Annotated in this window: 20 protein-coding genes and 1 pseudogene; 11 read left to right on the forward strand and 10 right to left on the reverse strand. The window is 45.4% G+C overall.

The features are described 5' to 3' along the window. Positions 1–220: 220 nt before the first annotated feature. The 9 genes from gltA to GXO74_09415 form a co-directional block, all read right to left on the reverse strand. Positions 221–1,633, reverse strand: a complete 1,413-nt coding sequence (gene gltA, locus GXO74_09375) for an NADPH-dependent glutamate synthase (GenBank protein NOZ61879.1) — start codon at positions 1,631–1,633, stop codon at positions 221–223. A gap of 137 nt (positions 1,634–1,770) precedes the next feature. Next, positions 1,771–2,619, reverse strand: a complete 849-nt coding sequence (locus GXO74_09380) for a sulfide/dihydroorotate dehydrogenase-like FAD/NAD-binding protein (protein NOZ61880.1) — start codon at positions 2,617–2,619, stop codon at positions 1,771–1,773. After that, positions 2,612–5,107: a molybdopterin-dependent oxidoreductase gene (locus GXO74_09385; protein ID NOZ61881.1), complete on the reverse strand. Its 2,496-nt coding sequence runs from the start codon at positions 5,105–5,107 to the stop codon at positions 2,612–2,614. The genes GXO74_09380 and GXO74_09385 overlap by 8 nt, the downstream gene beginning before the upstream one ends. After that, positions 5,104–6,993, reverse strand: coding sequence for a 4Fe-4S dicluster domain-containing protein (locus tag GXO74_09390; GenBank protein ID NOZ61882.1), 1,890 nt, complete (start codon positions 6,991–6,993; stop codon positions 5,104–5,106). The genes GXO74_09385 and GXO74_09390 overlap by 4 nt, the downstream gene beginning before the upstream one ends. Further along, the gene (locus GXO74_09395; protein NOZ61883.1) at positions 6,986–7,435 is read right to left on the reverse strand and encodes an NAD(P)H-dependent oxidoreductase subunit E; all 450 of its coding nucleotides are present in this window, start codon (positions 7,433–7,435) and stop codon (positions 6,986–6,988) included. The genes GXO74_09390 and GXO74_09395 overlap by 8 nt, the downstream gene beginning before the upstream one ends. Before the next feature lie 23 nt (positions 7,436–7,458). Beyond that, a complete protein-coding gene (locus tag GXO74_09400; protein ID NOZ61884.1) occupies positions 7,459–8,763 on the reverse strand; it encodes a 4Fe-4S dicluster domain-containing protein in 1,305 nt (434 codons plus the stop codon). 82 nt (positions 8,764–8,845) lie between these two features. Further along, positions 8,846–9,361, reverse strand: a complete 516-nt coding sequence (locus tag GXO74_09405) for an anti-sigma regulatory factor (GenBank protein NOZ61885.1) — start codon at positions 9,359–9,361, stop codon at positions 8,846–8,848. Positions 9,362–9,738: 377 nt separating this feature from the next. Next, positions 9,739–10,065 (reverse strand): serine kinase, encoded by a 327-nt coding sequence (locus GXO74_09410; protein NOZ61886.1) that lies wholly within the window; start codon positions 10,063–10,065, stop codon positions 9,739–9,741. A 33-nt stretch (positions 10,066–10,098) separates the two neighbouring features. Continuing rightward, positions 10,099–10,653: a hypothetical protein gene (locus GXO74_09415; protein NOZ61887.1), complete on the reverse strand. Its 555-nt coding sequence runs from the start codon at positions 10,651–10,653 to the stop codon at positions 10,099–10,101. A gap of 580 nt (positions 10,654–11,233) precedes the next feature. Between GXO74_09415 and GXO74_09420 the strand changes: the two genes are divergently transcribed. Further along, complete coding sequence (locus tag GXO74_09420) at positions 11,234–11,635, forward strand: MerR family transcriptional regulator (GenBank protein NOZ61888.1); 402 nt, start codon at positions 11,234–11,236, stop codon at positions 11,633–11,635. 46 nt (positions 11,636–11,681) lie between these two features. Here GXO74_09420 and GXO74_09425 read toward each other — a convergent pair whose 3' ends face one another. Beyond that, the gene (locus GXO74_09425; protein ID NOZ61889.1) at positions 11,682–12,017 is read right to left on the reverse strand and encodes a nucleotidyltransferase domain-containing protein; all 336 of its coding nucleotides are present in this window, start codon (positions 12,015–12,017) and stop codon (positions 11,682–11,684) included. 352 nt (positions 12,018–12,369) lie between these two features. Between GXO74_09425 and GXO74_09430 the strand changes: the two genes are divergently transcribed. The 10 genes and pseudogenes from GXO74_09430 to GXO74_09475 all read left to right on the forward strand — a co-directional run bounded on the left by GXO74_09430 (position 12,370) and on the right by GXO74_09475 (position 23,227). Next, positions 12,370–12,915, forward strand: coding sequence for a hypothetical protein (locus GXO74_09430; protein ID NOZ61890.1), 546 nt, complete (start codon positions 12,370–12,372; stop codon positions 12,913–12,915). A gap of 15 nt (positions 12,916–12,930) precedes the next feature. Further along, positions 12,931–14,592: a mercury(II) reductase gene (gene merA, locus GXO74_09435; protein ID NOZ61891.1), complete on the forward strand. Its 1,662-nt coding sequence runs from the start codon at positions 12,931–12,933 to the stop codon at positions 14,590–14,592. Between the two features lie 173 nt (positions 14,593–14,765). After that, positions 14,766–15,401 carry a mercuric transport protein MerTP gene (gene merTP, locus GXO74_09440; GenBank protein ID NOZ61892.1) on the forward strand — a complete coding sequence of 212 codons (636 nt, stop codon included), beginning with the start codon at positions 14,766–14,768 and terminating at the stop codon, positions 15,399–15,401. A gap of 1,101 nt (positions 15,402–16,502) precedes the next feature. Beyond that, positions 16,503–16,979 carry a DUF523 domain-containing protein gene (locus GXO74_09445; GenBank protein ID NOZ61893.1) on the forward strand — a complete coding sequence of 159 codons (477 nt, stop codon included), beginning with the start codon at positions 16,503–16,505 and terminating at the stop codon, positions 16,977–16,979. A 38-nt stretch (positions 16,980–17,017) separates the two neighbouring features. Then, positions 17,018–17,917 (forward strand): formamidopyrimidine-DNA glycosylase, encoded by a 900-nt coding sequence (locus GXO74_09450; GenBank protein ID NOZ61894.1) that lies wholly within the window; start codon positions 17,018–17,020, stop codon positions 17,915–17,917. An 80-nt stretch (positions 17,918–17,997) separates the two neighbouring features. Continuing rightward, a complete protein-coding gene (locus tag GXO74_09455; GenBank protein ID NOZ61895.1) occupies positions 17,998–19,287 on the forward strand; it encodes an MFS transporter in 1,290 nt (429 codons plus the stop codon). Positions 19,288–19,502: 215 nt separating this feature from the next. Next, positions 19,503–19,952, forward strand: coding sequence for a hypothetical protein (locus GXO74_09460; protein NOZ61896.1), 450 nt, complete (start codon positions 19,503–19,505; stop codon positions 19,950–19,952). Between the two features lie 193 nt (positions 19,953–20,145). Then, positions 20,146–21,313, forward strand: a pseudogene (locus GXO74_09465) (ATP-binding protein). Positions 21,314–21,378: 65 nt separating this feature from the next. Next, positions 21,379–21,942 carry a four helix bundle protein gene (locus GXO74_09470; GenBank protein ID NOZ61897.1) on the forward strand — a complete coding sequence of 188 codons (564 nt, stop codon included), beginning with the start codon at positions 21,379–21,381 and terminating at the stop codon, positions 21,940–21,942. Positions 21,943–22,018: 76 nt separating this feature from the next. Continuing rightward, complete coding sequence (locus GXO74_09475; protein NOZ61898.1) at positions 22,019–23,227, forward strand: hypothetical protein; 1,209 nt, start codon at positions 22,019–22,021, stop codon at positions 23,225–23,227. Positions 23,228–23,285 lie beyond the last annotated feature (58 nt).

Genomic DNA, 23,285 nt, shown 5'->3' on the forward strand with positions numbered 1-23,285 from the left:
ATTCAATCAAATTAGCCTTATAACATATTAGTTTATAAGTTGCTATTTCTCTCAAAAACTTTCCTACATTTAGGAAAACTTTCTTTCCCAATATTAGGAAATTTATTCTCCGCCAATTTGCCTTTTGGCTAAAAAATAATTGGCATTACAATAAAATATAACCAAAAAACCTTACAAATCAAGCTAAAAATGATATTTTTAACGAAAATATATCTACAAATCACGTTTTCCCATTCATCAAATACTCATGAATCGATCTTGCTGCAATCCTTCCTGCGCCCATAGCTAAAATCACTGTTGCCGCACCGGAGACGACGTCGCCGCCGGCCCAGACGCGCGCTTTGGAGGTTTTTCCCGTGGCTTCGTCCGCTTTAATGTTGCCCCATTTGCCGACTTCCATGCCGGGCGTGGTTTCGGGAATGAGCGGATTGGGGCTGTTGCCGATGGCGCAGATCACGGCGTCCATGGAGAGCATGTAATTCGAGCCTTCGATGGGGACAGGCCGCCGTCTGCCGGAAGCGTCGGGTTCGCCGAGTTCCATTTTCAGGCATTCGATCTCTTTCACCCAGCCGTTTTCATCGCCGATGTAGCGCAGCGGCAGCGTGAGAAAGTCGAAAATGACGCCTTCTTCTTCGGCGTTTTCCACTTCTTCCAGCCGGGCGGGTAGTTCCTGGCGCGAGCGGCGGTAAATGATGTGCACTTCGTCGGCGCCCAGTCTGAGCGCGGTGCGGGCGCAGTCCATGGCCACATTTCCGCCGCCAACGACTGCCACGCGGTGGTGATTTTTGATGGGTGTGTCAAATTCCGGGAACAGATAGCCCTTCATCAGATTCATTCGTGTCAGATATTCGTTGGCAGAATAGACGCCGTTGAGATTTTCGCCGGGAATCTGCATGAACCAGGGCAGTCCGGCGCCGGAGCCGACAAAGACCGCGTCGTATTCTTCTAACAGACTGTCCACAGTGCGCGTTTTTCCCACGACAAAATTGGTGCGAATTTCCACGCCTAATTTGCGCAAGTATTCCACTTCGCGCTTGACAATGGCTTTGGGCAAGCGAAATTCGGGAATGCCGTACACGAGCACGCCGCCCATTTCGTGGAGCGCCTCGAAAATTGTTACTTTGTGACCCAGACGAATCAAATCTCCGGCAACGGTCAATCCCGCAGGCCCGCCTCCGACAATGGCAACTTTTTTCCCGGTGGAACGGGTCAATTTCGGAATTTCGGCCTCGCCCTGAGCCGCTTCCCAGTCCGCCAAAAATCGCTCCAGCCTGCCGATGGCGACGGGCGCGCCTCTTTTGTTCAAAATACAGCCCTTTTCGCATTGCTCCTCTTGCGGACAAACTCTGCCGCACACGGCCGGCAGCAGATTTTTATTTTTCAGCGTCTGAGTGCCCTGAGCAAAGTTATTTTCAGCGATGCCGCGAATGAAGCCCGGAATGTCTATTTCCACCGGACACATGGGAACGCATTTCGGATTTTTGCATTGCAGGCAGCGCTCTGCTTCTTCCCTGGCAAGTTCGACGGTGTAGCCGAGCGCAACTTCGTTGAAATTTTGCCGCCGCACTTTGGGCGATTGTTTGGGCATGTCGCGGCGATTCAGGTCTCGTTTAGGTTTTGGTTTGTCAGGCATGGAAATTACCCTTTATTATTTTTTTTACCACAAAGTCACCAAAACACGAAAAAAACCATTAAAAAAATGTTTTAAATGTTTTGGCAAAACTGTCTAAAGTTAAAACTCTGCGTACTCTGCGCCTCTGCGGCAAATTTTCATCCGCTAATTTCTGCGGAATGCGCCTCGCACCGGCTGGTGTGCAGCGGAACGACTTCTTCGTTGAAATACATTTTTCTTCGTTTGAGCAATTCTTCCCAATTCACCTGATGTCCGTCAAAATCGGGCCCGTGGACGCAGGCGAAGCGTGTGCTGTCTCCGATTGTTACGCGGCAGACGCCGCACATGCCGGTGCCGTCGATCATGATCGGCGCCAGGCTGACGATGGTTTTTGTTCCCGAAGGACGCGTTACTTCGGAGCCTAATTTCACCAGAAACGTGCAGCCGTTAATAATGACGCGGTCGATTTCTCCGCCGACAGCCTGCATGATTTCTTGCAACCGGGGCACATGGCCTTTGTAGCCGCGCGTGCCGTCGCGGGTGATGAAAAACATTTCGTCGGAGACGGTTTTCAATTTTTCTTCCCAGTAAAAAAGATAGGAACTCCGCGCCTCGATAACAGTGATCACGCGGTTGCCGGCTTTTTTGAGGTCCCGGGCGATGGGGTAAATGCTGCCAATGCCGTAGCAGCCGCCGAGACACAGAACCGTCCCGTAATTGTCAATTTCCGTGGGCACGCCGAGCGGACCTACGACCGTGGGAATGGAATCCCCGGCGCGCAGAGCCGCTAATTTGCTCGTCGTGGCGCCGACGTTGAGGAAAAAGACGGTCACCGTTCCGGCCTTTGCGTCCCAGTCCGCGATGGAAAGCGGAATTCGCTCGCCCTCGTCCTCGGCGCGCAAAATGACGAACTGTCCGGATTTTACGTCCTGGACCACATCAGGCGCGCGCACCGTGAGTTGGTGCAAATTGGGAACGATCATCTGACTTTCGACAATTTCAAACATGAGCTTTCTCCAGAGTAACGTGCTGCGGATCGGAAAAATCAAACATAATATTTGAATGAATGATCTGTAAGGTCTTTTCTTTTTGGTTTTTGGAAATATGAACAGGAAAAACGCGCGCATCTCCGTTGCTGGAAATTTTGACTTGCTCGCCCTGCTGAACTCCCAATTGCGCGGCGTCTTGCGGGTTGAGAATCGCCGCATCTTCGTGAATCAGCGCCCGCAAGCCAGCTACTTTTTCCGAGAGAGGAATTCCCCGATAAATATTTTCATTGGCAGTTTCCGTCAAAATGAACTCGCCGGCGCCCGCTTCCTGCTTTTTCTTTTTTGAAATTGTTTTTGTCGTTTTCATGCGAATATTTTCCGGGAGTCGGAGCAGCTTCTTGTTATTTTTTAAGCCTAAAGCAAATTCAGGAATAATTTGCCCCATTTCTTTTTGAATGTCAGATATTTTTTTGAATTCAAAACCTTTGGCGCCCATTTCTCTGGCAAGGAGACTTAAAATTTTCCAGTCCGGCATTGCTTTGCCGGGCGGAGAAACGATTTGCTGCGTCCGCTGAATTCGGCCCTCGCCGTTGATGAAGCTGCCGGCGGTTTCTGTGAAAGCCGTTGCCGGGAAACTGACGTCCGGCTCGTGATTGGGCAGCGGATAAATATTTTGATAAATGATGATGTCAGCAACGGCTCTGTCCACCGGCAGCGTTTCGCCGACCAAATAGAGCACTTTCAGTTTTTTCCCTGAAAATAATTTACTGGCATTCCATTTGGTTTGAATTGCGGGGAGGTTTGTGTCCCACAATTTAGCGAGTTTTTGACGGTGATTTTCATCTTCCGCGGGAACGCCGCCGGGCAGCAACTCCGGATAACCGCCAGCGAGCAGGGAGCCGACTAAATTATTTTGCGCCGGCAGCGGCAAAATTCCGGCATCCAATTCGTCAGCTAACCGGCGGATGGCGTTGAAAATTTTGTCGCCATGCGCCTGCTGCAGAAAAGCGCTGCCCACTAAAATGACCGGATTTTTCGCCTTTTTCAGCAAATTGACAGCATCCGCGATTTGGGCGTCTTTGGCGGTCGATTTTTCTTTTTGAATTTCTTTAATCATTTTATTGAGAATCGCCGCTTCCTCGCCGCAATTGTTTTGCAGCCAGAGTTCGGCAGTGAGCGCCAGACTGTGGTCGTCGGGATGAATGGTAATGACTTTACTGCCTTGCTGCAGGGCGCGACGAATGAAAAATCCGACCACAGACCTGCCGTACTGTAAATCCAGCCCGAGGGACAAAATTACAGAAGATTTTTTTAATGATTCCAGCGGCGCGGATCGCGCGAATAAATCAAGATAAGCCTGGAAATTATTGCCGTAGAACCAGCGCGTTGAACAGTCGATATTTGCCGAGCCCAGGGCGACGCGGGTAAATTTTTGTGCCACGTACAAATCTTCGGTAGTACAATTCGGCGAAACGAGCATGGCGAATTCGTCCGGCGCGCAATTTCTCAAGGCCTCGGCGGCGCGCTGAAGCGCCTCTTCAGTGGAAACTTTGAGCTGGATTCCTTCCTCAAAAACAGTGGGCGAAGTCAGGCGTTGATGGTGATTGACCAATTCCGCCACGGAAAATCTGCCTTTCACGCACAGCTCGCCCTGATTGACGATGCCTTTTTCCGCAGGAACCGTGCCGATGACTTTGTCGCGTTTCACTTTTGCTTCCAATTGGCAACCTACGCCGCACAACGCGCAGGTGGTTTGTTTTTGAAATTCAGGCACGCCTTCCCATTTATTATATTTCTCCGCCAGCGAACCGGTGGGGCAGACGGAAACGCAGGAACCACAAAATTCGCAGCCGGCTTCCACGTGTGTTCTGCCAAACGCCGGCCCGATCACCGTGTTTCTGCCTCGTTGATTGAAAGCGAGCACATCTGCCAGCCGGACTTCCTGACACACACGGACGCAGCGGCCGCAGTAGATGCACAAATTGTAATCGCGGTCGTAAAAAGGATCTTCTTTTTCCACGTGCAGACCGCGGTAAAAAATTGGGTGCGGAATTTCTTTAATGCCGAGATAAGAAACCACCTCTTCCAATTCGCACTGATCGTCATTGGGACAGTAGCGGCAGCCGGTGGTTACTCCTGCCTTGCGAATGGTGGGCATCGCTTGCCGGCAACCTTCCTGTTCGTCGCAAATCAGGCAACTCGACGTATGTTCGCTCAAAATCAGTTCCATGATTTCGCGGCGTTCTTTTTGAATTTGGTCAGTGTGAGTGCGCACGATCATTCCTTGCTCCACCGGCGTGGTGCAGGCGGTCAAAAATCTTCGCGCGCCCTCGACTTCCACCAGACACATGCGACAGCCGCCGTAGGGAGTCAGATCTTTGTGCGCGCAGAGCGTCGGAATGTAGATGTCATTCATTTCAGCGGCCTGCAAAATGGTAATTTCGGCAGGCACTTGATATTTTTTATTGTCAATGGTTAGAGAAATTTTTCCGTCATTGGCTTTCATGAGGCTCTCCCTTTCGAACGAATCACAATGGCGTCGCCGGCAATGGCGTCAAAACGGCAAATTTCGTAACACGCGCGGCATTTGATACATTTACTCGGATCCAGATTGTGCGGCTCCGAACGTGGCCCGGTGATGGCGCCGGTCGGACAAACGCTCACGCAACGCTGGCAGCCGGTACATTTCCCCGGAATGACGCGGTACTCAAGCAACTCCCGGCAGACCGTTGCCGGACAATATTTATCTTTCACGTGGGAAACATATTCATCGCGAAAATATTTCAGCGTCGTCAGCACCGGATTGGGCGCGGTCTGACCCAATCCGCACAGCGAACCGCGCTTCACTGTTTCGGCTAAATTTTGTAATTTGGTCAACATTTCCAGATCCGCTTCGCCCCTGGTGATTTTTTCCAAAATTTCCACCATGTGGCGCGTGCCCACGCGGCAGGGCGTACATTTTCCGCACGATTCTTTTTGCGTAAAATCCAGAAAATAGCGCGCCAGATCGACGACGCAGGTATCTTCGTCCATGATGATCAATCCGCCCGATCCCATGATGGACCCGGCAGATGTCAGCGATTCATAATCCACCGGCAGATCGAGAAATTCCTCGGACAGACATCCCCCGGAAGGCCCGCCGGTTTGCACTGCTTTGAACGGCTTCAACGTGCCGCCGCCGATGTCGAAAATGATCCGCCGCAGCGTAGTGCCCAGCGGCACTTCGATCAATCCTGTGCGGCGCACTTTTCCCACCAGCGAAAAAGTTTTTGTCCCGTGGCTTTCCTGGGTGCCGTACTGGCTGTACCAGTCAGCGCCGTTGCGCAAAATATTTGGCAGCGTGCCCAATGTCTCCGTGTTGTTGATAATCGTCGGCTTGCCGAACAAACCGGAAATTGCCGGAAACGGCGGTCTGGAACGCGGCATGCCTCGTTTTCCTTCAACAGATGCAATCAATGCCGTCTCTTCGCCGCAGACAAAAGCGCCGGCGCCTTCTTTAATATTAATGTCAAAATCCCAACCTGAATTCAAAATATTTTTCCCAATAAGCCCGTATTCTCTCATTTGCGCCAGGCCGTTCCGCAGCCGGGCAATTGCCAGCGGGTACTCGGCGCGAATGTAAATGTAACCGTGAGTCGCGCCGATGGCGTAAGCCGCAATGAGCATTCCCTCCAAAACAGCGTGCGGGTCGCCTTCGATCAGCGACCGGTTCATGAAAGCGCCCGGGTCTCCTTCGTCGGCATTGCAGATGAGATATTTTTCGTCGCCCTCGGCGTTGCGGCAGATTTGCCATTTTTTGAAGGTCGGAAATCCGGCGCCGCCTCTGCCGCGCAAACCGGATTTTTTGACTTCTTCGATGATCTTTTCAGATCCCAACTCGAACGCTTTTAAAATTCCCTGATAGCCGTCGCGGGCAATGTAGTGGTCGATGTCTTCGGGGTTGATAAAACCGCAATTTCGCAGCACGATGCGCACCTGCGGCTCGAGCATGGGAAGTTTGAAAAAATGAGGCAGTTCGCCAAACGGGGAATCATCTTTTTCGCCGAAATGTCCCACCGCACGCTGTAGCGGCAGCTCGCCTTTGAGGAAAGTCGCCTCCAAAATCGCTTTCGCCTTTTTGGGGTCAACGTTGGAAAAACTCACGCGAGGTTTGCCGGGCAGCGCAATATCCACCAGCGGCTCGAGATAGCAGGGCCCGATGCAGCCGACTTGCACAACTTTCGCTTCAACTTTGTGTTCGTCCAGCGTCTGGTAAATTGCCTCCAGGGTCTGCATGGCGCCGGCGGCTCTGCCGCACGAAGCGGCTCCCAAAAAAATCGTGGGAATGTCGTTGTGCTGAAGTGCTTCCCATTTGGCCTTGGCTTTTTTCTGAATGGATTCAAAATTATTCATAATGCGCTAAAGTCTCCCGTAGTTTAACAACGGTCATCTGGCTATACACGTCGTCATTGATCTGGACGACCGGCGCCAGGGCGCAGCATCCCAGACAGGCGACGCGTCGGAATTCATATTTACTGTCCGGAGTGACCTGCCCCGGCTTGATTCCGATTTCTCGTTCCACGGCGTCGCACAAAATTTCTCCCCCTTTTACGTGGCAGGCGGTTCCCATGCAGATTTTAATGACATTCCGCCCGGGTTTGCTGAAGCGAAATTGGGCATAAAAAGAGGCCACGCCATAAATTTCATTTTCTGAAGTTTTCAAAAAACGGGAAATCTCTTGCGTGGCTTCCTGGGAAATGTAGCCAAATTTCTCTTGCGTTTTTTGCAGAATCGGAATCAGATCGCTTTCTTTTCCCTGAAAATTTTCAAAAATTTCTTTAAATTCCTCTGTCAATTTCCAAACCTCCGTTGATCGCTCTATTCCGGATTTATTTGCTGACGCGGTAAAATCGGCGAACCATCCAGCTTGCCGGTCAAATAAATGCAATCCGTCACATCCGCCTCGCCGTGCACTACGTCTTCGGCAAATGCGAGACAGGTTGGCGCGCCGCAGCAACCGCAGTCGATGTGCGGCAATTTTTTGTACACGCGATCCCGCTCTTTGATGCGTTTGATGGAAGTAACCAGGTCAGAATCGAAAAAAGAGGTGGGACGCGGTAAAATGGGATGTTCCAGACTATAATAATTTTGTTCAAATTTCTGCTCTACTTTTACTTTGTCAAATTCGACTTCTCTCTCGTAGCGCTCTGCCTGTTTGATAATGTTGGCGCGAGCCACGTAAGGATTAATTACAACGAGAGGTCCGCCGATGCAGCCCAGCATGCAAGTCATGGCTTCCAAAAAATCCACATTGCGCAATTTGGAATTTTCAATATCATCCAAAACGCGCATCACATGGTCCAGCCCGGAGACCGCCATCCAGTTGTCCATTTTTGCGGCGCGAATGGTGCTGCCCAATTGCGCCCAGCCGGAGTGAAAAGAAAAATTTTCCGGTACATCTTTTTCAGCATCAAACTCTTCTTTGATGGCGATCACATGCGGATAAAGTAGGCGATAAATGTCTTTTATGGAAACCACGCCGTCGAACCAAGAGGTAGATTTTTCCGCCGGCTGCTTGATGGAGACAACTTTTGCCGGGCAGGGCGCAATGTAAATAATGCCTATTTCTGAAGGCTTAAGCCTCAGTTTTTGGGGAAATGTTTTTCTGATTTCGCGCGCGGTGACTTCTCGCGGCACGTCGAGCGGAAGAATTTGCTTTACCAGTCCCGGGTATTTTACCTGAATCAGGCGAATCAGTGCCGGGCAATGGGAAGAAATGAGCGGCAAGGGACCGTCGTATTGTTCTAAAAATTGTTTTAAAACATAAGCCATTACCGACGAAGAGAAATTCATGTCTACAACAGCGTCAAAACCTAATTGCTTGAGTGCGAGATGAACAATATAAGGATGTATCGAAGCATCAAACTGAGAATAGAGCACTGCCGTCGGGACGACGACTTTATATTTGAAATGATCGAATTCTTCCAATAAATCAGTAATGCTCATAATGGCGTTTGAAGGGCAGACGGTCAGGCAGGTGCCGCAATCAACGCACAGCTCTTGGGAAAACTGAGCTTTTCCGTCACGGATGCGAATCGCCTGCGTGGGGCAAGAATGCATACATTTCAAATGTCCGGTGCATCTATCCGATTCGATTTGGTGAGCGTGGAAATAAGTTGCCATGGCATATCCTTTTTTTCAAATGAAAGGCACCACTAGCAAAAACAATGAACATCGAAAAAAGGGCGGAGCAAAAATCAAAAAGTCAGGAATTAATGACAAAATTCAATGTGAGTCGCGTTCCTTTTCCCACTTCACTTTCAATTTGCAAATCATCGGTGTTCCTTTTGATGTTCGGCAATCCCATGCCGGAGCCAAAACCCATCGCTCGCATTTCGTCGGTTGCAGTAGTGTAACCTTCCTGGAGCGCGAGATCGATATCAGCGATGCCTTTTCCGACATCATCTACGACGATCTGTATCGAGTCCGGTGTGAGTCTGAGTGTGACCTGTGCGTGTTTCGCGTGCATCACCACGTTCATTTCCGCCTCGTAGGTGGAAATCGCCACGCGTCGAATGATTTGATGATCCAGTCCGATCTTCTTTAGAATAGCTTTGATTTCGGTGGAAACCGCGCCGGCATTGGCGAAGTCATCTCCATTGATGCTGAAATTTTCCGTTAATGATAAATCCTCAATCTGATCGCCTGATTTGCCTTTTTTAAACTTTGCCTGAGATTTTCCTGATTGAATTTCGTAAATTCGCGCGCACGATTCATACATATCCAGCGTCGTTGACAAAATAACAAGATCGTGCTGGTCCGCAATTTTCAGCGCGTTATCTTTCGGCTTTTTGCCGCGAATGAACACGACGCCTTTGAATTCCGCCATGTGCGCGGAAATTACCGCCTGCTGCGTCGCCAGACCCGTGAGCAAAATGGCATCCGCCTTGCCGTACGCAAGCACGTCGCTCATTAGGTCAGAAGCGTAAATTTGCTCAATTTCCCCGTTCACAGATTTGATTTGAGAAAGAAAAATAGCATTGAGCGCTCGTTGTATCTGCTGAATGGTCATTCCACGGTTCGCTTCTGATTATTAATTACCCCTAACAAACCGGATTCTCTTCAAGAAGTCTGGTTCGTTTACAGGCGGGATTAATTCTATTTGAGCAGGGAATAGAGTTGACCAGCGATTTCGAAAGTCGGCGCGTCAGTCGCCAAAATCGCTATGTCGTGTTTATTCGCCAATTCGATGGTATCTTCCGGCGGTTTTTTGCCGCTGGTAATGACAATCGCCGCCACGTCGACCAGATTGGCTGCCGGCACGATGGATTTGTGCGTTTGCACGGTCAGCCACAAATCGCCTGAATTGGCGCCCGCCATGACGTCGCTGATCATGTCGGAGGCAAAGACCCCTTTGACTTCCCGATCAGTAAATTGGCTCAGCTTTTCAAAATCGACTTTATTGCAAAGTTCGTTGATCGTCATGAATCTTCTCCTGAAATTCTTTGGTCATGTTCATTAAAATAGTGGTTTTCTTTCTGCTGCCGGAGGTTCCTGAGACAACATGTCGATGTCGTGCAAAAATTCACCGCGACACCGACTGAGGTCTTTAATCAACGTCGAAGCTAACACTTTGATTTTCGAGCGGGCTGTGTCTCGCCGTAAATTAAAATACTCCGTGAGTACATCCAGCTTTTCCTGGGGAATCGGATTTTCCAGAGATTCCGGGAAGAATCCAAAAGCAACGATAACCATCGTGCGCTCTTTTTCGTATTTTTGCCGCAAGACATCCAATTCGCAATCTGACATGCAGCCGGTGCAGTACATCAATCCCATCAAATCATTAAAAGGAATGGTCTCGCCGGTTTTTTTGTTGCGCAGATCAAATTGAAAAGATTGTGCCACGCCCATCCGCGTCCAGTGTTTTTTCCCTTCCCGGTATCGGTCGCCCAAAATAGGATTCGCCTCGGTGGTAAAAAATGTCCTGAGCTCATCGGTCTGATAGCACTTCTCGTAAACAATAAAGCCGAATTGAATGTTCTTCATTTCCCATTCCTGAGTAGCGCTGGTCATGATTCGTTCTCCGCTTGGTTTTGATTGGAAGCAATTATTTGGAGTAAAAAATAAAAAAGAAATTTGCCAATGCAGCGTTAACTTGAGTAAGTCAGCAGGAGGGCCGAATGTGATGAAAGATTCTCCGGTCAGTTCGAGTTACTGCAATGACAAAACATTTAACGAAAGCGTCAGGTAAAAATGAAAACCAACAGAATAATTGTCATATTCGTTTTCCGTCTTTTAATAGCTCCTTTACATAATAACAAAAAAATTGTATTTTGTCAAGTAAAAATTAGTCACATTTAATATTTTTTGTCGGAACGTTGTGGCGGGTTTCCGGTTGCCCGGTGATTTCCTCAAACGTTACTGTCGTTTTTCTTCGATTGCTGCAATTTTGAAAATTAATTTCATTAATATTTGACAAATGCAAAAAAATTATGTAAGTTAGTGCGGATTGCGTTGTGTCTTTAGTCAGTGATCCGCAAAGGCGATTCACTCTGTCATCTAATTTTTAACCAAACAATAAATGCAAAAGCAAAAAATTTGAAACTCTGTACCATACTCCAGGGTGTCTAATAAATAAAAGAGGACAAAACCAATGGAAACTTTTACCGTCGGGCAATTAGCGCAGCGCGCCGGTGTCAATGTCGAAACGGTTCGCTTCTATGAAAAACGGGGATTGATGCCGAAGCCGAAAAGAACCAAATCCGGCTACAGGCAATACACTGTCAGCGATGTCTCCCGTATTTTGTTCATCAAGCGCGCCAAAGAATTGGGCTTTACGCTCAAGGAAATTGACGAACTGTTTTCGCTGAAGATCGATGCTGAAACGACCTGCGGCGATGTCAAGCACCTGGCACAGCATAAGATTGAAATTGTCGATCAGAAGATTCAGGATTTGCGGAAGATTAAGAAAAAACTAATGGAATTGGTTTTGCTTTGTGAAAAGCAAAATAGTTCGACGGGTGAGTGTCCGATTTTGGAGGCGTTGGATAAGTGATCAATAAAAAGATAGAGTTTTCTTGATTCCAATTTATCCCACGGGCTCAGTTCTGTTCAAAAAGTATTTCACCATGTTTTTTAATATCGCCCAAAAATTCCAGGGGCGAAGCAGTTTCATATTCTTCGATAGAAAAAATAAGAGGTTCAATATCAATATTTATCTTTCTCGGGATTGCACGGGTGATTATTTGCAAATAGTCGATAAGGTTTTCATCATTAATATCCGGGGAAATAATAGCTAAATCAATATCGCTGTGCTCATTTGCTCGACCTTCTGCATAAGAACCATATAATATTACCCGCTCAACACGAATTTGCTTTTGTAGATTTTCAATATATTGAAAAATAATTTCTTTTATGTCAGCAAATTTTTTAACCATCGAAACATCTCTTTTGTTTGGTTTAAATATAATAAAACATCAATCAAATGTCAATTAAATTTTTGTAGATTATTATTTATTGAAAAATAAAGGGTTCCGTCCTTAATAATGAAAAGGCTTAATGCAATGGAACTTTGTCTTACAATTATTTTCGGATTTTCAATTATTCTATTCCGCAAAATTGGAATTTAAGAAATTCAAATAAAACGTGAAACCCTGTACCATAGTCCTGGGCGTCTAAATAAAAGAAGAATAAAATCGAATGAACCCCTAAAGTCCGATAAGCGTCAGATTTTAGAAAACATGGAAAATTATATAATGAAAATCTGAATTTAACGAAAGGAACAGTATCATGAAAAAGCTAACTTCAATTTTTTTAGTATTGCTAATGATATTTTCAGTGCCTTATGCCATTCTGGGGCAGAATGTTTCCGCCAGAGACCATTTATTCGTTCATCTGAAAACCAGTCTGAAACACGATGATGCCCAGATATGCGTCGCGTATAATATTATTTGGGCAGCGCTGCGCTCTAATTTAGCCGTTGATGTTTTAGTCGATGCGGATGGAATTAACACCTTCAAAACCGGTTTTTGGTCCGACAAAGACGCGATTCAGGATTATAAAATTCCTGAAAATTTGAGAAAAAGTATGGCAGAACAATTTTCAATCGGACTGGACGAGGTGCCCAAAACTTACGGAGAGTTTCTGGTTTTGCTGAATAAAGAAGGTGCGCATTTTTACATCAATAAAGCATTTCTCATTGTATCAGGAATTGCTGCTAATCCGGACAGAGATATGGGAAAAATTTCGGCCTATGCTGCTAAAATTTTTAAGCCGGTCACTTTAAAGGAAATGATTCAGTTGAGAAAAAAAGCGATGTTCGATTATACTTTTTAAGATTTGGAGGAAACAATGAGCGATCAAAAAATTATCAAAGCAAAAATAAAGGGTATGCACTGCGATGGCTGTGTGGTCAGCGTGAACAACGTCGTCAAAAAAATCGCGGGAATAGCAGAGTTCAAAATTGATAACTGGAAAGACGGCAACGCAGTGGTGGTGGCTGATGCAGCACTGGACAGTTCAGAAATTGAAACCGCGATTTCAAGCGCTGGTTATGAAACGGAAATAATTGAAGAAAGAATTACATCAAAAGCAGAAAAGGCGAATGGCGGTTTTGACTATGATCTGATCATCATCGGCGGCGGCTCTGCGGCATTTTCCGCGGCGATCAAAGCCAGGGAATTGGGCAAAACCGTGCTCATGGCAAACGAGGGGCTGCCTATCGGCGGCACTTGCGTCAATGTCGGCTGCGTCCCCTCGAAAACATTAATTCGCACGGCAGAGGCTTTTTATCGCACAACGCATTTTGATTTTGCCGGCATCGAAGCACAACCAGCGAAATTGAATTTCAAAAAGGCGATTCAACAGAAACGGGAATTAGTCGCCGAACTGCGTCAGAAAAAATACCTGGATGTGCTCAGCGATGATCCCGATGTCACGATTGTTTCCGGGCGGGCTGCCTTTGTGGATCAACATGCGGTCCGCATCAACAATGAATTGAAATCAGCACAGACGATTCTTATCGCCACCGGCTCTACCACATTCATCCCGAATATTAATGGATTGAGCGAGGTAAATTTTCACACTAATGAGACGCTTTACGAATTGGAAGAATTGCCTGAACATCTGATTATTTTGGGCGGCAGGTACATCGCGTTGGAGAATGCGCAAATGTTTGCCCGATTGGGAGCGAAAGTGACCGTGCTGCAACGCTCGGAGAGAATCCTGCCGAGCGAAAATGCTGATCTCACCGATCAATTGACAGAGTATCTCCGCGAAGAAGGCGTCGCAATCAAAACCAGTGTAAAAATCCAATCAGTTACCCAGCAAGGCGACAAGATCGCGTTGGATATTGTCGCGGGAAAAAAGAGAGAAACTGTTGAAGGCTCGCACCTGTTTGTGGCAACCGGCAGGAAAGGAAATACGGCTGATTTGGGACTGGAAAAAATTGGCATTAAAACTTATGGGAACGGATTTGTGGAAACGAACGAATTTTTGCAAACCAGCCAGCCCAATATCTTCGCCGCTGGCGACATTACGGGCGAACATTTATTTGTTTACACCGCAGCTTACGAAGGCGCTCTGGCAGTGGAAAATGCGTTTTCCGATGATTTGAAAATCAAAGATTACCAGCCTTTGCCCTGGGTCATTTTTACCGATCCCCAGGTTGCTGGCGTTGGGTTGGACGAACAGGGGGCGGAGCAGGCAGGCATCGATTATGACGTCTCAATGCTTCCGCTTTCTCAGGTGCCGCGCGCCCTGGCTGCCCGAAATACTCGGGGATTTATTAAATTACTCCGCAAAAAACAGGACGACACCCTGCTTGGCGCCAGAATTTTAGCATCGGAAGGCTCGGAAATGTTGATGGAAGTGACGCTGGCGATCAAATACAAAATTCCGGTCTCGGAGCTGCGGCAGATGTTTCATCCTTACTTGACGTTGTCGGAAGGGATAAAATTAGCGGCGATTACTTTTGACAGAGATGTGGGGAAATTGTCGTGTTGTGCCGCTTAAGGGAAAAATGTCATTGTATTTAAAATTTGTCATCAATATTTTAAATCTATCTATTTCTGAATTTTTGCCGTCAAGTAACGGAGTTAACGTAAGACTGTTATCGTTTTTTTTAATTTTCGACACAAAAATTTTCAACGGGTCATTCATATCAACTATAAAAGAAGGAAAATATTATGAGGAACAAAACGAATAAGTCTCAAAAATGGGCCGGCGCCGGGATTGTTACAGCAATTGCGGCATCGGCGTGCTGCATTACTCCCGTCCTCGCCATCGTCGCCGGAGTAGGAGGAATCGCATCTTCGCTTTCCTGGCTGGAGCCGCTGCGTCCATTTTTTATTGGGATTACTGTTTTCGTGCTGGGATTTGCCTGGTATCAACAGTTGAAACCTAAAAAGGAAATTGACTGCGATTGCGATGACAATGAAAAACCATCATTCTGGCAATCAAAGAAATTTTTAACCATCGCGACGGTGTTGGCGATTTTGCTGTTAGCTTTTCCGTATTATGCCCCTGTTCTCATTGCCGACAATACCAGCAGCGCTGCTTACGCAACCAGCGAAAATTTCCAACAGGTGGATCTGAACATTGAAGGCATGACCTGCGCTGGCTGTGAGGCCACGATCAATCAGGCGGTTTCTACAGTTCCCGGCGTGGTCAAAGTGACTTCAGATTATAAAACGGGGCAGGCTGTTGTAAAAATTGATAGCTCAAAAGCTTCGCTTGATAGTATTGTTGCGGTGATTAACCGCAGCGGGTACAGAGTCGTTGGCGAGAAAAATATTAAATTGCCAATATTAGACAATAATTAACATGAATACCAATTAGCTGACAATGTCCCTTAATTTTCATTATTATTTGTCTTGACAATCGAATGGAATACTTGAGATTTTAAAATAAATAAAAGAAAAGATATGATTTAATTTGCGCTTCAAAAAAAGCTCCCGCGTGCGATTCTGTTGGACAGGTATGGCGTGCACGCTCTGTCGATATTTTTTTGTCGGATTGCGCCTAAAAAAAATCTGAAAAACGAGCGGGAACCGGGAGAATTTATTGGATGAATTGATCAAAAAGGTCGAAGAAGCGGCTGAACAATGTGAGAAGTTAAATCACTAAAACCAATATTCATAAGAATATTACCATTTTTTCACTTGACTTTTTGGGAAAAAATTGAGATATTGTAAAAAATAAAAAAAAGCTCGGGCACCACTCCGAGCTTTTTGAAGGAGAAAAGCACCAAGATGTTTTATAAGGAACACAAAGAGGTAGGTATTTAGGGTCTTTTTTATTTTATGTAAAAAATGATTGTTTGCAAATTTGGGCGTGCTCACATCCCATCATCATCACTCGCTTGTCCAGCGTTTTCCCTGCACGCCCTTTTTTTGTCTCTTGAATCGCTCTCGCCTTATTCATAACAAACAACGTGCCACAAAATCAACCAAAGTCTTAACTCAATAATAAACAAGAAGTAATCTTGGCCGAATGTGATTGATGAAAAAGCCAACATTTCCCCCTGACAGGGGATTTTGTTTAAATCTCGGCATACAATATAAATGTGACTTTCGTGTAAACAAATAATCGCCTATTTTTTAACGAATTAGTGTGAAGTTGTAAAAATGTTCAAAATCCGACATCATTTGAGCTTTTGAACATGAAAAAAAGAAGAGCTAAATTTTGACGTTAAAAAAAATGTTCGGCGACGCCAAGATGGAAATAATTCAGGACTCCGCTTTTCGGGAGACAATTCATAAAAAGCAAAACAAGTCCCACAGTTTCTCCGCGATGTGCAAAACGAAAAAATGACTTTGCTCATCTTTTTGCTTGCAATTTTTAGCTGGAATACTTATTTTGAACTTACAAACCCACTTTTTTCTCACGAAGCAAATTTATTGAACACGCCGATGGAAAACAAGTTGATTCTGATTAGCGCCTGTCTTTTAGGAGCCAAAACACGCTACGATGGCGAAGATAATCGATTGCCGCATCCGTTGTTACTGAATTTTTTGGCCCGGGGTAGCTTAATTCCGATTTGTCCGGAAGTCGCCGGAGGACTTCCTACGCCGCGGCTGCCGGCTGAGATCATCGGCGGCGAAGGGAAAGATGTCCTCGCCGGGAAATGTCCGGTTTGGAACTGCGAGGGCGAGGATGTGACGGAAGAATTTCTGCTCGGCGCGAAACACACTTTGGCGTTGGCGAAGCAGTTGAAAATCCAAGCGGCAATTTTGAAAGACGGCAGCCCGTCCTGCGGCTCGACGTACATTTACGACGGCACTTTTTCCGACAGAAAAATCAAAGGCTGCGGCGTGACTGCGGCTTTTTTGCAAGAAAATGGAATTGAAATTTACCACGAAAAGAATTTTGAGCGATTGCTTTCAAAATTGCAGGATTAATCCAATAAATTTTTCACTTTACATTTTTAATTAATCCCATGCCCGAATATCCCGACATTTGCCTTTACATTGAAAAACTTAAATTCATGTTCAGCGGTGAAAGATTAGAAGATTTTCGCATTCTCAATCCTTTTGTGTTGCGTTCAGTGGCTCCGACTGCCGCGAAATTTCTCGGGAAAAAAATTCTCGATTTTCATCGAATCGGCAAAAGAGTCGTTTTTGAATGTGAGGATGAATTTTTTATTGTGATTCACCTGATGATCGCCGGCAGATTTCACTGGAAAGAGAAAGGAAAATCCGTTTCTCGGAAAATGGCGTTAGCAGCGTTTGATTTTTTGCCGGGAACGCTGTGGTTCACCGAAGCTTCGACAAAAAAGAGAGCGTCGATCCATCTCATTCGCGGAAGATCGGCATTGCGAAAATTCGACCGCGGTGGGCTGGAAGTCATGGAAGCAACTTTTGAAGATTTTCGCCTGCGGCTGCTAACAGTGAATCACACGCTCAAACGCTCGCTCACAGACCCGGCGCTTTTCAGTGGTATTGGCAATGCTTATTCCGATGAAATTTTGCACCGAGCGCGATTATCGCCTATTCTGCAAAGTCAAAAAATGTCGGACGAACAAATCGAACGGCTGTTTGCTTCAACGAAAGAAGTTCTGACTGAATGGACCGAGCGGTTGCGCCGGGAAAATGAAAATAGCTTCCCGGAAAAAGTCACGGCATTTCACGAGAAGATGGCAGTGCACGGCAAATTCGGCAAAGCCTGTCCTGTCTGCGGCGCTCCGGTGCAAAGAATCCGCTACGCCAGCAATGAGACGAATTACTGTCCCAACTGCCAGACCGGCGGAAAAATTTTAGCGGATCGGGCTCTGTCGCGTTTGCTGAAAAATGATTGGCCGCGTTCACTTGAAGAATTAGAAGACCGGATGTCGGAATAGAAAAATTTGCTGATTTGTTTTTTGAAAAATATTTTGAAGTCGAAATTTCAGAAAAATTAACACAGGAGAGGAGCTCGCGCATGCAAAAACGATCACCATTCCCCCCTGTTTTTTGGGTGGCAAATTCCATTGAAATTCTGGAAAGATTCGCCTATTACGGCATTTACCTCGGCTTTGGTATTTACATGGAATATTTGGGTTACAGCAAAGCGCAGTTGGGAATCGTGCAGACGATCTTTTTACTTTTTTCCTACGTCGTTCCGGTATTTTCAGGCACTTTCGCTGATCGTTTTGGTTTCAAAAAAGTACTGATTGTTTCTTACCTCGCCTATTTGCCGTCAATTTTGCTGCTCATCATCACCAAATCTTTTTCCGGAATTGCATTGACCATGCTCAGCATCGGTCTGGCAGCCGGAATTTTCAAGCCGCTGGTTTCGGGAACCGTGCGCGTCACGACCGACGGCACCAACAAAACGCTGGGATTTGGCATTTTCTACGCCATGGTCAATGTCGGCGCGTCTTTCGGACCCATCGTCATGGGGCGATTACGCGCGATTTCCTGGAATTACGCTTTTATCGCCGCGGCCATTTCCATCGGCGTGATGTTACTCGTGACAATTATTTTCTACAAGGAGCCTGAACGCGAAATCGAAAAGACCACACTGTCGCAAAAGTTCAAAGACATGGGCGTGGCGCTCGCCGATAAAAAATTTTTGACGTTCTTAATTCTCATCGGCGTATTTTTCTGGATTCCGCTGTGGGCATTTTTTAATCTGCTCGCCATGTACGTGGACAAAAATCTGGATACAGTGAAGTTGTATCTCGATGTAAAACACATTTTGGGCGCGACAGTGGCAAATTTTATTTCCCAACCTGAAGGAAGCGAAGGTACCAGAAAGCTGCTCGGAGAAAGCATTTCCCACACCGGTTACATCATCATGATTTTGCAGATTTTTGTTTCTCGTATCGCTGAAAAATTCAAAGCGATTCCGATTTTTTCAACCGGATTATTTATCAGCGCCCTGGGATTTTTGGTTTTGGGTTACGCTCATGTCAGCAGCTCGAGTTGGGTTTTTCTGGGAATTATGCTTTTCGCCATCGGAGAAATGACCTCGTCGCCACGGATTCAGGAATACATTACCTGGATGGCGCCGCCGGAAAAAGCCGGACTTTACATGGGCACAAATTTTCTCGCCATCGGCATCGGCTCGTTCAGTGGCGTCCTTTACACGCCGCTTTACGGCTACTTCTGTGAAATGGGACATCCGGAATATGTCTGGTACACGCTGGCAGGGCACGTGTTGATCGGCATTTTAGTCATTTATTTGTTCATTAAAAAGGCTGGCGAGTTCAGAGAATTGACGGATTAATTTTCAAATAATTTAAAATCGATGAATTAAACTTTTTGAGACGTAGAATGGATTTAATAGAATTTGTTGAAGACTTTGAGAGAAAATTAGAAAAAAGAGCAACACCCAAAGTGGGCAGAAATGATCTCTGTCCTTGCGGCCCGGGAAGAAGTACAAAAATTGTTGCGGAACGGCAAAGTAAGAATCAAGAATAAACACTGTTTAAGGGAGAAGTCATGAAAATTGAATTTAATGAGAAAGAACTAAAAAATTTAGTCAGTTTAGTCTATCTGGCAAGTTTCATCGTGGATATGAGAGATGAAGAATTGGGAGAAGATGAATACGACGATTTTCAGGATGTCATCAACAAAATTTATCGGTCAGCGAGCAAAACTCCTTTGCGCGATTTAGTTGATCAAATTCGCGATGATGAATATGAAGCCGCAGAGGCTCTGTTCACCGACCCCAAATTGAACGCCATCATCGAAAGCTATGAGAGTGAGAATTTCTGGGAGCGACTCGTCCAAATGTTGGGCATGAGAGACATTACAGAAAAAATGAGCGAGCAAGAATTTGCGTCTCTTGCTCCTGAAAAAAAAGGCAAGTTGGTTCAAGAACATATTGAAAAATATCTTCAGGAATTTAACAAGCACGGAGTGGTAAATCTCAGAATTGTGACGGAGTGAGTTTTGCAATTAACCCTGCAAATTTAAAGTGATAGTTTAAAATTGCAGGGTTAAATAAAAATAAACGCCTGTATTCGTTTGTCGCGTTTTTTTATAAATATTGGAATGGCACAAAATGTCACAAAAATACCTTGCTTTTTTAAAAAAATCCCTGTAAATTTAAAGTGATAGTTTAAAATTGCAGGAATAAATAATGATTACAAGGCTATTAGAAAAGAGAATACTTAAATTAGCGGAGCATTTTCCGGCGATCGCGATTTTAGGTCCCAGGCAGGTGGGAAAAACGACTCTGGCAAAAATGTTGCAATCAAAGCTTCCCAAGCCAACGAATTATTTAGACCTTGAAAATCCAACTGATCTGGCGCGGCTACAAAATCCTGTTTCCTATTTCATGAACAATCTGGATAGCTGTATCATTATTGATGAAATCCAACGACAACCAGATTTATTTCCCGTTCTTCGTTCCGTCATAGATCAACACAGAATACCGTTGCGTTTTATTGTCCTGGGTTCGGCTAATCCAACTTTACTTAAATTGAGTAACGAAACTCTCGCAGGAAGAATTGTTTATACAGAATTAACACCATTCAATATTCAATTTCATGGAAATTAGTTCCGTAAGTAATATGCAAAATCATTGGCTGCGCGGCGGTTTTCCTGAACCTTTTTTTATTGAAGATGACAATATTCGGGATGAATGGTTCAATTCTTTCATTATGACTTACATTGAACGAGATTTGTCCGTTCTTGGTTTGCGTGCATCATCGCCGACGATGTATCGATTTATTTCGATGTTGGCGCATGGACATGGTCAAGTTTTGAATAAAAGCACTCTGGCAAAATCCCTTGAAATCAGCGTTCCGATGGTTTCTCAATATCTAAATTTTTTGGAGAATGCATTCCTGATTCGCTCATTAAGGCCATTTTTTATTAATTTGAGAAAACGACTCGTCAAATCACCAAAGATATATTTGCGTGATAGCGGCATTTTGCATCACCTCTTGCGAATAAATGATTTCAATTCTCTCTTGGGACATCCGATATTGGGACATTCCTGGGAAGGGTATGTGATTGAACAGATAATTTCGGTTCTGGGAAATCGCTATGAATATTTCTATTACCGGACTCAAGATGGAGCTGAATGCGATCTGGTGATTACGGAAAAGTTCACACCGGTTTCCTGTGTAGAGATAAAATTCACCGATAGTCCAAAAAAGACGAAAAGTTTGACGATTGCTATTAAAGATGTTGGAACTGATAAAAATTATGTCATTGTCCCGGATGCTGGTGAATCATACGAGTTGGATGAGAATTTAGTGGTTTGCGGTCTGGAAGATTTTTTGGAGAGTTGGGGAAAATAAATAATTGTTATCAAATACTTTGACTGGGCTAACCAAACTCATATCACAATCAGGGAGAAACAGAATTGCATGACAATCAGAATTTAATCCCATCGCATGGCGGCTATCGCAATCTAAAAGCCTATCAAATGGCAGAGATTGTATATGATGCCACTGTTAAATTTTGCAATCGTTTTATAAACATAAGGTCTCGCACGCACGATCAAATGGTTCAGGCAGCTCGTAGTGGTAAACAGAATATTGCCGAGGGGAGTATGGCTTCGGGGACATCAAAAAAGATAGAACTAAAATTAATTGGAATCGCCCGCGCCAGCTTGGAAGAACTTCTTTTGGATTATGAGGATTTTTTGAGACAGAATAATTTGTCTTTATGGGATAAAAATGATCCAAAGGCTCTAGCGATAAGACAAATTGGCTTTCAAGAGAATCGGTCGTATGTGTCATATAGGACTTACATTGAGGAAAAATCAAAAGAAATAGCAGCTAATACAATAATATGTATCGTTCATCAGACAAACTATTTGCTAGATCAATTAAAGCGAAGACTTGAAAGCGACTTCTTGAAAGAAGGTGGCTTTACTGAAAGAATGTATCGAGTCAGGAAAAATTTCAAGGATAGGAATAAATAATCAAAGTTTTAAAACTAATTAAAATTGGAATAAAATGAAAAAGGACTGGAGAAAAATGAGTCTTACTAGAAAAATAATGGCTTTATTTGTTTCCCTATTTTTCTTTGTTAGCGCAATACATGTCTATCCCTGCACCACCGCCGTCATCTCCGGCAAATTCACTGCTGACGGCAGGCCCCTGTTGTTCAAACATCGTGACACGAGTACTCTGCAAAATAAGCTGATGTATTTTTCCGACGGGAAATTTGATTACATCGGCGTGGTGAATTCCACGGATAAAAACGGCAAATCCGTATGGGCAGGATTGAACAGCGCTGGATTTGCTATCATGAATTCGGCTTCGTATAATTTGAATCTGCACGATACCACTTCGGTGAAGGATCGAGAGGGGCGATTGATGAAGATGGCGCTGCAAGTGTGCGCGACAGTGGATGATTTCGAGGCATTTCTGGATACACTGCCCAAACCGCTGGGCGTGGAAGCCAATTTTGGAGTGATCGATGCCAATGGAGGCGCTGCGTATTTTGAGACCGGGAATTTCGATTTTCGCAAATTTGACGCCAATGACCCCGGCACAGCGCCGTTCGGATACATCATTCGCACCAATTATTCGTTTTCTCGAGACACGGATCAGGGTTACGGCTACATTCGTTACGAGAACGCGGATGAACTTTTTCGCATGGCAACCGCGACGAAAAATTTGTCCGCGCGGTTCATTTTGCGAAAGGTGTCGCGCTGCCTGAAACATTCTCTGACCGGAATTGATTTGACAGAAAATTTGCCTTCAGAGAAAGACTCGCCGGTGATGGTCAATTTCCGCGATTTCATTCCCAGACACAGTTCAGCTTCCACGTTTGTGGTTCACGGCGTGAAACCGGGAGAATCTCCGGAATTGGCGACGATGTGGACAATTATGGGATTTCAGCTTTGCGCTGTGGCGACGCCTGTCTGGGTGAAAGGCGGAAGAAATCTCCCCTCGATTTTGGTCGCTGACGAGACAGGAAATGCTCCTTTGTGCGACTGGGCAATGCAACTGAAGAAGCAATGTTTTCCTGTAACGCGCGGTAATGGAAAATATTATCTGAATTTAGCCGCTGTGATGAATCAGGAAGGAACCGGAATTTTGCAGAGAATTTTGCCGTTGGAAGATCTGATTTTTCAGCAGACAGAGATCAAATTGAAAGAATGGCGAAAAAAGGGAATGAACGAGAAAGAAATCAATGAATTTTATCGCTGGCTGGAGACAACAGTAACTCTTGATTACCAGCGGCTATTCCGTTTTTAAACTAGAGCTCAAATATTTCTTCTTTAAATTAGAATTTCATCTCCGAAGGCTGAATAAA

The organism is Calditrichota bacterium, assembly GCA_013152715.1.
Lineage (GTDB): Bacteria > Zhuqueibacterota > Zhuqueibacteria > Thermofontimicrobiales > Thermofontimicrobiaceae > 4484-87.

Coding starts and splice junctions, on each gene's coding strand:
- GXO74_09415 (NOZ61887.1), bottom strand. CDS start 10,653: ATGACCAGCGCTACTCAGGAATGGGAAATGAAGAACATTCAATTCGGC.
- merTP (NOZ61892.1), top strand. CDS start 14,766: ATGAGGAACAAAACGAATAAGTCTCAAAAATGGGCCGGCGCCGGGATT.
- GXO74_09425 (NOZ61889.1), bottom strand. CDS start 12,017: ATGGTTAAAAAATTTGCTGACATAAAAGAAATTATTTTTCAATATATT.
- GXO74_09430 (NOZ61890.1), top strand. CDS start 12,370: ATGAAAAAGCTAACTTCAATTTTTTTAGTATTGCTAATGATATTTTCA.
- GXO74_09400 (NOZ61884.1), bottom strand. CDS start 8,763: ATGGCAACTTATTTCCACGCTCACCAAATCGAATCGGATAGATGCACC.
- gltA (NOZ61879.1), bottom strand. CDS start 1,633: ATGCCTGACAAACCAAAACCTAAACGAGACCTGAATCGCCGCGACATG.
- GXO74_09450 (NOZ61894.1), top strand. CDS start 17,018: ATGCCCGAATATCCCGACATTTGCCTTTACATTGAAAAACTTAAATTC.
- GXO74_09410 (NOZ61886.1), bottom strand. CDS start 10,065: ATGACGATCAACGAACTTTGCAATAAAGTCGATTTTGAAAAGCTGAGC.
- merA (NOZ61891.1), top strand. CDS start 12,931: ATGAGCGATCAAAAAATTATCAAAGCAAAAATAAAGGGTATGCACTGC.
- GXO74_09390 (NOZ61882.1), bottom strand. CDS start 6,993: ATGAATAATTTTGAATCCATTCAGAAAAAAGCCAAGGCCAAATGGGAA.
- GXO74_09385 (NOZ61881.1), bottom strand. CDS start 5,107: ATGAAAGCCAATGACGGAAAAATTTCTCTAACCATTGACAATAAAAAA.
- GXO74_09420 (NOZ61888.1), top strand. CDS start 11,234: ATGGAAACTTTTACCGTCGGGCAATTAGCGCAGCGCGCCGGTGTCAAT.
- GXO74_09380 (NOZ61880.1), bottom strand. CDS start 2,619: ATGTTTGAAATTGTCGAAAGTCAGATGATCGTTCCCAATTTGCACCAA.
- GXO74_09460 (NOZ61896.1), top strand. CDS start 19,503: ATGAAAATTGAATTTAATGAGAAAGAACTAAAAAATTTAGTCAGTTTA.
- GXO74_09475 (NOZ61898.1), top strand. CDS start 22,019: ATGGCTTTATTTGTTTCCCTATTTTTCTTTGTTAGCGCAATACATGTC.
- GXO74_09455 (NOZ61895.1), top strand. CDS start 17,998: ATGCAAAAACGATCACCATTCCCCCCTGTTTTTTGGGTGGCAAATTCC.
- GXO74_09405 (NOZ61885.1), bottom strand. CDS start 9,361: ATGTATGAATCGTGCGCGCGAATTTACGAAATTCAATCAGGAAAATCT.